The following is an 11,891-nucleotide window of genomic DNA, read 5'->3' on the forward strand; positions in this document are numbered from 1 at the left end:
GCCCTCAGGACCGCCCGACCGGCACGCCCCCCCTCGACGACGGTAAAGCGCACACTCAGCGCCCGGCCCGGCTGGCCGCGGGCGTTTCTCTCGCGGTAGGGCGTGACCATGAGGATGTTGCTGCCCAGCGGCGGCGTCCAGGGGTAGAAGTCGGTGCCGCCGTCGCCGTCTCCTGCGATGGCGTAGGGCGCCAGGTTCTCGAGCTGAAACTCCGCTTCGTCGTTGAGCGAGAACAACACGCTGCCCACCCGCTCCGGCCGCGTGTTGGCCGCGACGCTCAGGTTGCGCGTGCCCAGGACGCCGAAGTCGAGGGTCATGCCGTCGCTCAGCTCGCCGATCGCCTCGTTGCTGTCGGCGTCGATCAGCGTGAGGCCGAGGACCTCCGGCACGGCCGTGGTCTCGGTGGCCGCCTGGGCCGCGGCGAAAGCGAAGAGGCTTAGCAGGGCGTAGCTGAGGTGTCGCGTCATCGGTTCCTTTCAGGAGGCTGCCGAGGGGCAGGTTATGGCTCTCCGTCGTATAGGGCCCGTCGTAGAGGGCCCATCGTAGAGGGCATTGTATAGGGCGGCTGCAAAGACCGGGGTGACCGCTGCCGCGCGTTTCCGGAGTCGCGGCTAGCGGCCTTGCCAATGCCACCGGGCCAACGCCACCGGGCCCTGGGATGGTTTAATGGCGGCATGCTGCCCGTCACCCTCCAAGATCTCCGCGCCGCCGCCGATCGCATCGCGGCGGCCACCGTGCGCACGCCGCTCCTGCCCTTGACCCTGGCGGGCGAGGGCGCGCTCGGGCGGGCAGGGGAGGTCTACCTCAAGGCCGAAAACCTGCAGCGCACCGGCTCGTTCAAGCTGCGCGGCGCCTACAACTTCCTGGCCTCCCTGGCGGACGAGGTGCGCGCCCGGGGGGTGGTGACGCACTCGAGCGGCAACCACGCCCAGGGCGTGGCCTGCGCGGCGGCGCTGCTGGGCGTGCGGGCGACCATCGTTATCCCGGAGAACGCGCCCCGGGTCAAGGTCGAGCGGACGCGGGCCTGGGGTGCGGAGATCATCAGGTGCGAGAACTCGAGCGCGGCCCGCGAGGAGACGGCCCAGGCCCTAGCCCACGCGCACGGCTACAGCCTGGTGCCGCCCTTCGACCATCCCTGGATCGTCGCCGGGCAGGGCACGGTGGGCCTGGAGATCGCGGCGGCGCTGCCGGACGTCGCCAACGTGCTCGTCCCGCTGGGCGGCGGCGGACTCTTAGCGGGCGTGTCGCTGGCGATCTCCGAGCTCTGCCCGGCGGCGCAGCTCCTCGGCGTCGAACCCGAACTGGCGGCCGACGGCCGGGCGTCGCTGGCGAGCGGAAGGCTTCAGACCTGGTCCGCCGCGGCGACCTCGCGCACGCTGGCCGACGGGGTGCGAACGCAGCGCCTGGGCGAGCTCACCTTCAACATCCTCCGCGAGCGGGTGGCGGGCGTGGTGACCGTTTCCGAGGCGGCCATCGGCGCGGCCACGCGCGCGCTCGCGCTTGAGGCCAGGCTCGTCGCCGAGCCGACCGGCGCCCTGAGCCTGGCGGCCTACCGGCGCCTCCTGGCGGGCGCGGTGGACGGCCTAGAGCTGCGTCCCGGCCCGACCGTGCTGGTCCTGAGCGGCGGCAACGTAGACCCGCGGCTGCTGGCGGAGCTCCTGAACGCCGGCGACACGGCTGGACTGGAGGGGTGACCGCGTTTTCGCCGCTGGTCCTGCTCATGTTCATGGCCTATCTGCTCCTGGTCATGGTCACCCTGACCCTGTGGTTTTTGCTGACCTACCGCCCGCCCTACCGCCCGCGCGGCGGGTCCCGCGGGCTCGAGCGGCGGCGCCCTGAGCCGAAGGGTGAGACGAGGCGCGAGACGCGCGAGCCCGAACCGTAGCCGCCTAGACCTTAATACCTCGTTGCCGCCCTCTTTATACCTCGTTGCCGCCCTCTTTGCCGCTGAGGCCGAGCCGCTGCGTGAGCAGCTCGCGGACGAGCTCGGGCTTGGCCTTGCCGCCGCTCGAGCGCATCACCCGGCCGAGCAGCGCGTTGACGGCCTTGGGATTGGCCAGCGCGTCCGCGACCAGCTCGGGGTGCTGGGCGAGGACCTCGTCGACCAGGCGCCCGGTCGCGCCCGCGTCGGTTATCTGCCTAAGCCCGCGCGCGGCGACGAGCGCGTCCGGGTCGGCGCCCGTCATCACCTCGGGGAGGAGGTCCTTGGCCGCGCGGCCCGAGATCGTCCCCGCCGTGACCAGCTCGACTAGCCGCGCGAGGCCCTGAGGCGTCAGCCCGGAGGCGTCGATGCGCAGGCCCTCGGCGTTCAGCCGGCCCATGACGTCGCCGTTGAGCCAGTTGGCGAGAGCTTGCGCTTCGCCCGCGTAGCACCTCAGCGCCGCGTCGAAAAAGCCCGCCAGTCCGACGTCCAGGGCGATGATCGCGGCGTCGTGGTGGCGGACCCCCAGGCTCACGTAGCGCGCCCGCTTGGCGCCTGGAAGCTCGGGCATGGTCCGCTCCAGCCTGGCCAGCCAGCCCTGGTCGATGCGCATGGGCGGCAGATCGGGGTCGGGAAAGTAGCGGTAGTCGGCCTCGCCCTCCTTGGTGCGCATGAGGTAGGTCTTCTGACCGCCCTCGTCCCAGCCCAGGGTGCTCTGGCCGACGGAGCCGCCCTCCCCCAGCAGCCGGCTCTGGCGCCTGATCTCGAACTCGAGCGCCCGCTGCACGCTCCTAAAGGAGTTGAGGTTCTTGACTTCGACCTTGGTGCCGAGAGGCTCGCCGGGCCGCCGCAAGGAGACGTTGACGTCGGCGCGCATCTTGCCCTCCTCGGGGTTGGCGTCGGAGACGCCCAGGGCCTGCGCCACGGCCCGCACCTTGACCAGAAAGTCCCTGGCCTCCGCGGGGCTTCTCAACTCGGGTTCGGTGACCATCTCGACCAGCGGCGCGCCCGCGCGGTTTAGGTCCACCAGGCTGTAGTCGGCGTAGGGCGGATGGACCAGCCGGCCGGCGTCCTCCTCCAGGTGGCAGCGAGTGATGCCGATCCGCCGCCCTCGCTGCTTGCCATCTGCCAGCTCTCCCTCCAACTCGAGGTAGCCGCCTGCGCCGACGGGAAAGTCGTACTGGCTGATCTGGTAGTTTTTGGGTGCGTCGGGGTAGAAGTAGTTTTTGCGGTGAAACTGAGTGCGCTCCGGCACCACACAGTGCAGCGCCAGGCTGAAGAGGAGGGCCTTGTCGACCGCCTCCCGGTTGGTGACCGGCAGGCTGCCGGGCAGACCCAGGCAGACGGGACAGGTGCTGGTGTTGGCGCCCTCGCCAAAGGCGTCGGCGCGGCAGGCGCAAAAGAGCTTGGTCGCCGTGTTGAGGGCCAGGTGAACCTCCAGGCCGATGACGGGTTCGAACATGGTCCCAGTCTAGCTCACGCGCGTCCGGCACGGGGAGGGCGGTCTTGCGCGCGACTGAAGAGGGCGCAAAGAGCGCGCAAAGGTAACGCGAAAGGACGAGGACGGCGCGGCGTGGTTCGCGTGACCCTTTCGTCACTCGCCGCAGCGTAGAATGCGGCATGATCGAAGCCAAGCTCGAGGGCGTAGCAGTGTCCACCGCCGGCGAGGAGAACCAGTTCCTGGTGCTCCTCAAGACCAAGAACCGCGACGTCTTGCCCATCGTGATCGGCGCGCCCGAGGCCACCTCGATCGCCGCCGGCCTCGCCAAGGAGAGCCTGCCGCGGCCGATGTCGCACGACCTGATGATCTCCATGCTCGAGCTCTTCAGCGCCAGCCTCAGCCGCGTCGAGATCACCGAACTCGCCGGCGGCACCTTCTACGCCATGCTCATCCTCGACAATCGCGGCGTCGAGTTCGCCTTGGACGCCCGCCCCAGCGACGCCATCGCGCTCGCGGTGCGCGTGAGCGCCCCCATCTTCGTCTCCGAAGAGGTCATCGAGCAGGCGGCCTTGGGCGACTTTCCCAGCGGCTCCGAGAGCTTCGAGGCCTGACCGGCCCCAAAAGCTCGTATCACGCCCTGCGCGGCTTAGCGGGGAGGCGCGTGCTGACACGGCCCATAGTGGCTCATTTAGACGAGCACCGTGAGGGCTCTTAGCCCTCACGGTGCTCGGTTTTATGTGCTCGTTTATGGTGCTCGGTGGCGGGTGCTCTGGAGCGCGCTCAGGCCCGCAGGGGATTGGTCTGGATGATGGCGCTTGCAACGCGGCTCTCCAAAGCGAAAAGCCGGGTGGTGAGTTCAATATGCGTATCTACGTCCCACTCGCGCACGAGCCTGGTGCGGATGTCCATGGCCTGGTGCTCGAGTTCGGTGATTTCTTGTTGGCTGGTGCTCAGTTTTTCCATAAAGGCTGATTCCCACTCCTTCCTCGAGGAGAGAGAATAAGTGGAAAAGCGTTACAAAATTATTAGGCGCGATGAGCCAGCAATGAGAAGTTTTGCGCTTGTAACCACCTCCGCTCATGGTCTAATTACTGAATTCACATGAAAGGGAAAGCCACGACCAGGTAACGCAACTACGACCAAAGGCTTAGGTCTTCATATGAGAAAAATTAATGAGAATTAATATTTCTTAGAATCGCAGCAGCGATGATGGGCTCACGACAGTCTAAGAGGAGGTTGCCGTAACCGATTTTGCTCGGTCTGGGAAGGACCCGATTCTTTTACCTATTGTGGGAGATTACGTGGGAGACATGAGACAAGCAAGGATGAGCGCCGCACATGCTGCACCCATGCTCGAGTCGGTCGCTGTCGAGGGGATTGGCAATGAGGAGAGCATCTCACAAAGCCTCACCTCACACCATCCATCACAGCACCATCCATCACAGCACCATAGGCCACAACCCTACAGCAGCGAGGTCGTCTTGACGGCGGCACTGCTGGGCATCTCCCAGGAGCGCGCGGCGGAAGCGCTCAAGGCGATAAGGCGCAAGAAGGCCGGTCGCTAGCCGGGTTCGCTAGCTCGAGTCGGGCGCGCCCCAGCCGTCACGCCTGCTGGTGAAGGGAGGACAGGGTGAAGATAGGCCAGCCCGGCGGCGGTCTTAGCGACCTCGTCCGCGCCCTCGAGCAGGTCGGCGATCGGGTCCCAGCGGCCGTTGATGAGGGCGTTGCGGGCGCTCTCCCTGATCTCGATGTCTACTGTCTTGCCGCCAAAGCTCACCGTGCTCGCCTCGACGTCGACGGTTATCTCGGTGTTCGGCTCGGTCGCTACGGCCCCGGCCAGCTCCCGAATCCGCGCCCTGCTCGCCAGGGCGCAGGGCATGCCCAGCGTCACCGCGTTGCCGAAGAAGATCTCCGCGAAGCTCTCGGCGATGATGGCCCGGAAGCCGTGGCGGTAGATAGCCTGCGGAGCGTGCTCGCGCGACGAGCCGCAGCCGAAGTTGGCGTCCGCGAGCAGGACGGTCGCGCCCTCAAAGCGCGGATCGTTCAGCGGGTGAGGCTTTTCACTGCCGTCTTCGCCGTAGCGCACGTCTCTAAAGAGGCCCTCGGCGAGGTCGTCGAAGGTGACGCACTTGAGGTAGCGCGCCGGGATTATTCTGTCGGTGTCGATGTCGTCGCCGGGAAGGTAGACGCCTCGGCCACGTACTTGAGTAATCCTCTCGAGCGCCATCAGGCCACCGCCTCCCGAACGCCGAAGACTTCGCGCGCGTCGCTGACTTTGCCCGTCACCGCCGCCGCGGCGACCATCACCGGACTCATCAAGACGGTGCGGCCGGTGGCGCTGCCCTGGCGGCCCTTGAAGTTGCGGTTGCTCGAGCTGGCGCAGAGCTCGTCGCCGATGAGCTTGTCGGGGTTCATGGCCAGGCACATCGAACAGCCCGCCTCGCGCCACTCGAAGCCGGCGTCCCTAAAGACCTCGTCGATGCCCAGCTCCTGACAGAGAGCCGCCACCACCTGCGAACCGGGCACGGCGATAGCGCGGACGCCGGCTTTGACCCGGTGGCCCCTCAGGTGCTTGGCCACCTCGACGAAGTCCGAAAGCCTGCCATTGGTGCAAGAGCCGAGAAAGGCCACGTCGATCTTCGTGCCCGCGATGGCGGCGCCGCCCTTGAGCTTCATGTGCTCGAGGGCTTCGGCAATGGCCGCCTTATCGTGCTCGGGGGCGTTCTCGACCGTCGGCACGCGCGCCAAGATGGAGACCGCCTGGCCCGGATGGATGCCCCAGGTGACGGTGGGCGCGATGCTCTCGGCGCGGATAGTGACCACGTCGTCGTAGGCGCAGCCGGGGTCGGAGGCGAAGCCCTGCCAGCGCGCCACCGCCTCGTCCCAGGCCTGAGCCTTGGGCGCATAAGGGCGGCCCCGCAAGAACTCGAAGGTCGTCTCGTCGGGGTTGACGTAGCCGCAACGCGCCCCGCCTTCGATCGACATGTTGCAGACCGTCATCCGCTCCTCCATGCTCATGCGCGCGAAGACCTCACCGCCGTACTCGTAGGCGTAGCCGATGCCGCCCTTGACGCCCAGCGTCTTGATGATGTGCAGAATCACGTCCTTGGCGTAGACGCCGGGGCCGAGTTCGCCGTCTACCTCGATGCGCCTGAGCTTGGGCTTGGTGATCGCCAGCGTCTGCGTCGCCAAGACGTCGCGCACCTGGCTGGTGCCGATGCCAAAGGCGACCGCGCCAAAGGCGCCGTGGGTCGAGGTGTGCGAGTCGCCGCAGGCGATGGTGGTGCCGGGCTGGGTGATGCCCTGCTCGGGGCCGACCACGTGGACGATGCCCTGCTTGCCGCTCTCGAGGTCGAAATAGGTGACGCCGAAGTCCTCGCAGTTGCGCCTGAGGGCGGTGATCATCTCGTCGGCCAAGGGGTCGGCGAAGGGCTGAACGCGGGTGTCCGTAGGCACGATGTGATCGACGGTGGCGAAGGTCCGCTCGGGGTAACGCACCCCCAGCCCCAGCTCGCGCAGCATGCCAAAGGCCTGCGGGCTCGTCACCTCGTGGATCAGGTGGGTGCCGATCAGGAGCTGCGTCTGCCCGTTCTGCAGCGTCCTCACGCTGTGGGCCTCCCAGACCTTCTCTAAAAGATTCTTGGCTTGACTCATCGTCACCTCTCCAAACAAAAGCCCCCGGCTTCCGGGGGCGTCACCACCTTCTTATGACTCCGGGAGCGTCACCACCTTACGGTGAGTTGCGACTAGACGCCGGCGTCCCCGGTACGAAAGGGCGCCAGGGCTAGTCGGAACTCGGCGGCTACGGTTTGCATCGATTTCAGTATAAGCGGGGCTTTTTGCCGCTGTCAATGATGTACTATTGCTGCACAGCGAAGGGAGGAACGCACCATGCGCACCACCATCAATCTGGACGAGGGGCTGCTCGCCGAGGCCCAGCGCCTCACCGGCATGAAGGAACGGACCGTCCTCATCCACGAGGGGCTGCGGGCCCTGATCGAGCGCGAGAGCGCCCGGCGCCTAGCCAGGCTCGGCGGCAGCGAGCCGCAGTTGCAGAGGCTACCCCGCCGACGCTCTGAACCCGCGTGATCCTGAGCGACACCTCCGTCTGGATCGACCACCTGCGCGAGGGCAGCCCAGTGCTGGCCGAGACGCTTGAGGACGCCCGCGTCTTGATGCATCCTTTCGTCCTGGGCGAGTTGGCTTGCGGCAATCTCAAGAACCGCCGAGAGGTGCTAAAACAGCCGAGCCGGACCTGAAACCGCTGTGCACTTTGCACCCTTCTCACCCAGACCGGCGGTTATACTCAGCCTGGTAGACTGTAGATACAGATAACAGATAAGGTCGGTTCCAGAGTTATGCGCTACCTCGTTCTCAGCGACATCCACGCCAACCACGTCGCCCTTGCGGCCGTGCTCGAGCACGCCGGCGCTCAGGCCTGGGACGGGCTGGTGTTTTTGGGCGACGCCGTGGGCTACGGCGCCCAGCCCGAGGAGGTGGTCCAGGCGCTCATGCGCTTAGGGCCCGCCGTCGCCATCTGCGGCAACCACGAGCTGATGGTCCTCAAGCTCGCCGACGGCCACAGGATCGGCGGGGGCGCGGTCGCCGAGATCGCCGCGCGCCACAGCCGGGAGCTTTCCGCCGAGAGCCTGGGCTTTTTGCGGGGCCTCGAGCTCGAGGCCCTCCGCGAGGGCTGGGCCGCCGTCCACGGCGCGCTCAGAAAGCCCTGGGAGTACATCATCAGCGTGCCCAGCGCCAGGATGAACCAGCCGCTGATGAAGCGCGACCTCTACTTCGTCGGCCACACCCACGTTCCCATGGCTTATATCCTCAGCAGCAAAGGGGGTACTCAGCGCTGGCAGCCCGTGAGCTGCCTCCAAGCGCATACCGCGATCGAGCTTCAGGCCGGCCAGCAGGCCTTCGTCAACCCGGGCTCGGTCGGCCAGCCGAGGGACGGCAGCGTGCTGGCAAGCTACGCCATTTTCGACGAGGCGTCGCGGCGCATCGAGATCTTCCGGATCGCCTTCGACCATGAGGCGGCGCGGGCGGTGGCGCAGGCGCGCGGCTATGGCCAGCCGGTGCTTCGCTGAGGCGCGACATGAAGAGTCGAGACGGAAGGCTGTGCGGCCGGCCTCCTGCAGGCGCCACGCCTGGGATGGTGGCGGGACGCTTCTCGTGATACATACTCCTTATGCACGTCCTTGATGAACCTCGTGATGAACAGACTTGTGATAGATAGAGGGAAATGGCCATAGCGATTATCTTAAAGTTACATAGGTCGGGACTGCGGGACCGGCCGGGGGCTGACCGGTGCCCGAAGCTCGTTTTGCGCGGAGCGTTGACGGCCTCTGCGACGGCCTCTGCAAGGTCACTGCCGGACAACAGCGCGCTCAGGGGCAACGGGGCGGCCACCACGCCATTAGCCACCATGCCATCAGGGAGATAGGGAGACATTAAATGGACCGAAACATGGATCAGGACAACAGCGAAGTCGTTTCCTTTGGAGATCTTTTCAGCTTTATCCGCCGGGGCCTGCTCTACGCCCTGGCGGTCGGGCTCGTCGCCGCCGGCGCGGCCTACCTGATCAGCCGCAGCATCGAGCCCAGCTACCGGGCTCGGGCCACCCTCTTAGCCGCCCAGCTCAGCCCCGAACTCCGCTCCTTTGGCGTCTCGCTGGTGACCGCGCCCTCGCTCGACGCCGGCACCTACCGCGCCGCCGCCGTCAGCGATCCGGTTCTTGTGGCCGCCATGGCCCGGCTGGGGCTGAACGATACCGGTCAGCAGGCCGTCCAGGACTTCAGGGACAGCATGGGCGTGCGCAGCGAGGACACCAGGACCTCGAGCCTGCTCCACATCGACGTCGAGAGCTCTTCGCCCGAGGAGGCCGCCCAGCGGGCCAACGCGGTCACGGCAGCACTGCTGGCCTGGGACGTGGGCCGGGCCAGCCAGAACCTGCAGCGCATCGTCTTGACCCTAGAAGAGCAGATCGCCTCGCTCGACGCGCAGATGGCGGCGCTCGCCGGCGGCGCCGACACGCCCAGCCAGGAGCAGCAAGACCAGCTCACCGGCCTCAGCACCTTGCGCGCCCAGCAGCAGACGCAGCTCAGTTCGGCTAGGGCGCTCAGCAACTCGGCCGTCGGCCTGCTCGAGGTGCTCCAGCCCGCGCCGGCGCCGCTCCGGCCGGTGTCGCCGCGCCCACTCTTGAACGCCGCCCTGGCGCTGGTGCTGGGCGTGTTCCTGACTTACGGGCTGATGCTCTTGAGAGACGCCCTCAACACCCGCGTGCGCAGCGTCGAGGACTTAGCGCGGCTCAGCGGCCTGCCGGTCTTAGCCGAGTTTCCCAAGCAGGCGCCGGGCACCAGGCGGCTGCCCCGCGAGGCCTCGAGCTACTTGAGGACCAACGTGCTCTTCGCCACCGCCGACGCCTATCCCAAGATAATCCTGGTGACCAGCGCCCAGCCGGGCGAGGGCAAGACCAGCACCGCGCTCAGCCTGGCCGAGAGCTTTGCCCGCAATGACCACAAGACGCTGATCGTCGACGCCGATATGCGCAAGCCCGCCCTGAGCAAGGAGTACAACCTGAACCCCGCCCAGTACCAGCCGCTCAGGGCTCACCTCGAGAACCTCCATCAGGACTATGCTCCGGCCAAGCTTGCCGGGGCGGGGTCGGACAACCTCTACCTGATCCCCAGCTTCGAGCCCGCGCCGGCGCCTTCTGAGCTTCTGCACCACGGCTTCAGGCAGCGCCTCGACGAGTGGCGGCAGGACTACGACGTTATAATCATCGACTCACCGCCGGTGTTGCCGGTAGCCGACGCCCTGATTCTGGCGCCGCTGTGCACCGGCACCCTGCTGGCGGCCAGCCCGCAGGGGTCGGACCGGCGTCAGGTGCAGGCGGCGGCGGAGACGCTGCAGCGGGTGGGGGTGCGGATGCTGGGGGTGGTGGCGACCAACGTCGCCTACGCCAAAGGGGGCGGCAAGGCCAACGGCTACGGCTATGGCTACGGCTACGGCGAGCAGGAAGAGGAAGGGGCCGCGGCCGCGCCCCGGCCCGCCAAGCTTGACGAGAAGGTGCTGGTCTCGCTCCACAAGTCGAAGCAGCCCTCCGACTAAGGGTGTGGCCTGGCGCGGAAGCAGCACGACCATGCTCATCGACCACGCGTATCGACGATGCTTGACGATCATGCTTAAGAGCTTGGACGCGGTCTTGCCGTCCCTCGTCGCGCTGCTCGCCGTCGCGGTCGTCGCCATCGGGCCGCTGGGACCCATCGCCGGCGTGCCCACGGCGCAGGCCCAAATCCTCGTCGTCCTGGCGCTCGTCGCGCTGGCCTTCTACAGCTCGAGCAGACCGCAGGCCGCAGCCGTCCCCAGGCCCGTGCTCCTCTACGCCGCCGTCTCCATCGTGCTCTTCTGGTGGCTGATGATCAGCTCGGCCTGGACCCTCTCCCAGGCCCAGTTTCGCAACGACATCACCTCGCTGTGGCTGCTTATCGCGCTGGTCCTGGCGCTGACCTTTTCGCTCACGCCGGGGAGCGTCCGCAGGCTGCTCCGCTACGGCTGCCTGGCGAGCGCCGCCTTGGGCGTCTACATCCTGAGCGGCTACCTGCTGTCCGGGGACTTCTCGGGGTACACCAGCGTGGTGCGCAACTTTTATCTGGGCGCGGCCATGGCCGTGGGCATCGGCGCGGTGGGAGCGAGCCTGCAGTGGCTCGTCGCCGAGCAGCCCAGGTGGCCGTGGGGGCTGGCGGCGCTCTTGCTCCTGCCCGCCCTGGCGCTGTCGCTGGCCCGGGGCGCGCTGATCTCGGCGACGCTGGTCATCTTGCTGTTCGCGCTGCTGGCGCTCTTGAGCCGGCCTCCGGGAGCGGGCTCGAGCGGGCGCCGAGACCGCCTGCTCGGCCTCGGCCTGGTCCTGGCCGCGCTGTCGCTGACGGTGTTCATGGCCTTTCAGGTGGACTTCACCAGGGCCAAGCTCGAGGAGCTCTTAGCGGGCGAGATCGGCGAGCGCCAGGCTATCTGGGAAACGGCGCTGGCCAGTGTAGAGGAGGCGGGGCTGGTCGGCCACGGCCTGGGCAGCAGCGGCCTGATCTCGGAGGGGCGCGAGTCGGGCTACCCCCACAACCTCTTCCTGCAGGTCTGGCTGGACGCCGGGCTGCTCGGGCTGCTCGCCTTGCTGCTCATTGCCCTCTTGCCCTTCTACTTGTTCTTGCGCCGGCTGTGGCGCCGGGACCTGCGCCACGACCTGCGCCACAGCCTGCACCAGGACCTCGCCTGGCTGCCCTTTCTCGGCATCTACTTGTTCTTGCTCCTGGAATACTCCAAGTCGTTCAACTTCTATAGTGCGAGGTCGCTGTTCATCTTCGGCATCTGCGCGGTGTGGCTGTTGAGCAGCGACCCCAGAACCCAAAGGCGCGCTCGAGCCGAGCTGCCGCCGCCCCGCGTCAGCTTCGAGAACTGGCGCTAAGCCTCCTCGCGCCAAGGAGGGCGCCGTAGCTCCTCGAGCCCGCCTTTTTCAGTCACCCCGGACATCCC

13 protein-coding genes and 1 pseudogene are annotated in these 11,891 nt (G+C 67.2%); 9 read left to right on the forward strand and 5 right to left on the reverse strand.

The genetic code is table 11. The features are described from left to right. Nucleotides 1-467 (reverse strand): hypothetical protein (locus tag M3498_12445; GenBank protein ID MDQ3460093.1); only part of this gene is annotated, 467 nt, incomplete at its 3' end. A gap of 207 nt (nucleotides 468-674) precedes the next feature. On the opposite strand from M3498_12445, the gene M3498_12450 reads away from it, so the two are divergent. Continuing rightward, a complete protein-coding gene (locus M3498_12450; protein MDQ3460094.1) occupies nucleotides 675-1,694 on the forward strand; it encodes a threonine/serine dehydratase in 1,020 nt (339 codons plus the stop codon). After that, nucleotides 1,691-1,885, forward strand: a complete 195-nt coding sequence (locus M3498_12455) for a hypothetical protein (GenBank protein MDQ3460095.1) — start codon at nucleotides 1,691-1,693, stop codon at nucleotides 1,883-1,885. Before M3498_12450 ends, M3498_12455 begins: the two co-directional genes overlap by 4 nt. A gap of 34 nt (nucleotides 1,886-1,919) precedes the next feature. Here the strand turns inward: M3498_12455 and gatB are convergent, their stop codons facing one another. Beyond that, nucleotides 1,920-3,383, reverse strand: a complete 1,464-nt coding sequence (gatB, locus tag M3498_12460) for an Asp-tRNA(Asn)/Glu-tRNA(Gln) amidotransferase subunit GatB (GenBank protein ID MDQ3460096.1) — start codon at nucleotides 3,381-3,383, stop codon at nucleotides 1,920-1,922. Between the two features lie 158 nt (nucleotides 3,384-3,541). On the opposite strand from gatB, the gene M3498_12465 reads away from it, so the two are divergent. Continuing rightward, nucleotides 3,542-3,973: a bifunctional nuclease family protein gene (locus M3498_12465; GenBank protein MDQ3460097.1), complete on the forward strand. Its 432-nt coding sequence runs from the start codon at nucleotides 3,542-3,544 to the stop codon at nucleotides 3,971-3,973. 169 nt (nucleotides 3,974-4,142) lie between these two features. On the opposite strand, the gene M3498_12470 is transcribed toward M3498_12465, so the two are convergent. Continuing rightward, the gene (locus M3498_12470) at nucleotides 4,143-4,325 is read right to left on the reverse strand and encodes a hypothetical protein (GenBank protein MDQ3460098.1); all 183 of its coding nucleotides are present in this window, start codon (nucleotides 4,323-4,325) and stop codon (nucleotides 4,143-4,145) included. A gap of 386 nt (nucleotides 4,326-4,711) precedes the next feature. Here M3498_12470 and M3498_12475 point away from each other — a divergent pair, with 386 nt between their 5' ends. Beyond that, complete coding sequence (locus tag M3498_12475; protein ID MDQ3460099.1) at nucleotides 4,712-4,927, forward strand: hypothetical protein; 216 nt, start codon at nucleotides 4,712-4,714, stop codon at nucleotides 4,925-4,927. Here M3498_12475 and leuD read toward each other — a convergent pair. Both leuD and leuC read right to left on the reverse strand, forming a co-directional pair. Then, a complete protein-coding gene (gene leuD, locus M3498_12480) occupies nucleotides 4,924-5,589 on the reverse strand; it encodes a 3-isopropylmalate dehydratase small subunit (protein ID MDQ3460100.1) in 666 nt (221 codons plus the stop codon). The two genes, M3498_12475 and leuD, sit on opposite strands and share 4 nt — an antisense overlap. After that, nucleotides 5,589-7,016, reverse strand: a complete 1,428-nt coding sequence (gene leuC / locus M3498_12485) for a 3-isopropylmalate dehydratase large subunit (protein ID MDQ3460101.1) — start codon at nucleotides 7,014-7,016, stop codon at nucleotides 5,589-5,591. The genes leuD and leuC overlap by 1 nt, the downstream gene beginning before the upstream one ends. Nucleotides 7,017-7,253: 237 nt before the next feature. Between leuC and M3498_12490 the strand changes: the two genes are divergently transcribed. From M3498_12490 to M3498_12510, 5 genes and pseudogenes are all read left to right on the forward strand, one after another. Further along, nucleotides 7,254-7,451, forward strand: coding sequence for a type II toxin-antitoxin system VapB family antitoxin (locus M3498_12490; protein ID MDQ3460102.1), 198 nt, complete (start codon nucleotides 7,254-7,256; stop codon nucleotides 7,449-7,451). Beyond that, nucleotides 7,448-7,603, forward strand: a pseudogene (locus tag M3498_12495) (VapC toxin family PIN domain ribonuclease). Before M3498_12490 ends, M3498_12495 begins: the two are co-directional and overlap by 4 nt. A gap of 117 nt (nucleotides 7,604-7,720) precedes the next feature. Beyond that, nucleotides 7,721-8,452 carry a metallophosphatase family protein gene (locus M3498_12500; protein MDQ3460103.1) on the forward strand — a complete coding sequence of 244 codons (732 nt, stop codon included), beginning with the start codon at nucleotides 7,721-7,723 and terminating at the stop codon, nucleotides 8,450-8,452. 367 nt (nucleotides 8,453-8,819) lie between these two features. Further along, the gene (locus tag M3498_12505) at nucleotides 8,820-10,475 is read left to right on the forward strand and encodes a polysaccharide biosynthesis tyrosine autokinase (protein MDQ3460104.1); all 1,656 of its coding nucleotides are present in this window, start codon (nucleotides 8,820-8,822) and stop codon (nucleotides 10,473-10,475) included. A 70-nt stretch (nucleotides 10,476-10,545) separates the two neighbouring features. Continuing rightward, nucleotides 10,546-11,823 carry an O-antigen ligase family protein gene (locus tag M3498_12510; GenBank protein MDQ3460105.1) on the forward strand — a complete coding sequence of 426 codons (1,278 nt, stop codon included), beginning with the start codon at nucleotides 10,546-10,548 and terminating at the stop codon, nucleotides 11,821-11,823. Nucleotides 11,824-11,891: the final 68 nt, after the last annotated feature.

The sequence above is a fragment of the Deinococcota bacterium genome, assembly GCA_030858465.1.
In the GTDB taxonomy this organism is placed as follows: Bacteria; Deinococcota; Deinococci; order Deinococcales; family Trueperaceae; genus JALZLY01.

Excerpts from the sequence above, each read along its gene's own strand:
- M3498_12450 (MDQ3460094.1), top strand. The coding sequence starts at position 675 with ATGCTGCCCGTCACCCTCCAAGATCTCCGCGCCGCCGCCGATCGCATC.
- gatB (MDQ3460096.1), bottom strand. The coding sequence starts at position 3,383 with ATGTTCGAACCCGTCATCGGCCTGGAGGTTCACCTGGCCCTCAACACG.
- M3498_12465 (MDQ3460097.1), top strand. The coding sequence starts at position 3,542 with ATGATCGAAGCCAAGCTCGAGGGCGTAGCAGTGTCCACCGCCGGCGAG.
- M3498_12470 (MDQ3460098.1), bottom strand. The coding sequence starts at position 4,325 with ATGGAAAAACTGAGCACCAGCCAACAAGAAATCACCGAACTCGAGCAC.
- M3498_12475 (MDQ3460099.1), top strand. The coding sequence starts at position 4,712 with ATGCTCGAGTCGGTCGCTGTCGAGGGGATTGGCAATGAGGAGAGCATC.
- leuD (MDQ3460100.1), bottom strand. The coding sequence starts at position 5,589 with ATGGCGCTCGAGAGGATTACTCAAGTACGTGGCCGAGGCGTCTACCTT.
- leuC (MDQ3460101.1), bottom strand. The coding sequence starts at position 7,016 with ATGAGTCAAGCCAAGAATCTTTTAGAGAAGGTCTGGGAGGCCCACAGC.
- M3498_12490 (MDQ3460102.1), top strand. The coding sequence starts at position 7,254 with ATGCGCACCACCATCAATCTGGACGAGGGGCTGCTCGCCGAGGCCCAG.
- M3498_12500 (MDQ3460103.1), top strand. The coding sequence starts at position 7,721 with ATGCGCTACCTCGTTCTCAGCGACATCCACGCCAACCACGTCGCCCTT.
- M3498_12505 (MDQ3460104.1), top strand. The coding sequence starts at position 8,820 with ATGGACCGAAACATGGATCAGGACAACAGCGAAGTCGTTTCCTTTGGA.
- M3498_12510 (MDQ3460105.1), top strand. The coding sequence starts at position 10,546 with ATGCTTAAGAGCTTGGACGCGGTCTTGCCGTCCCTCGTCGCGCTGCTC.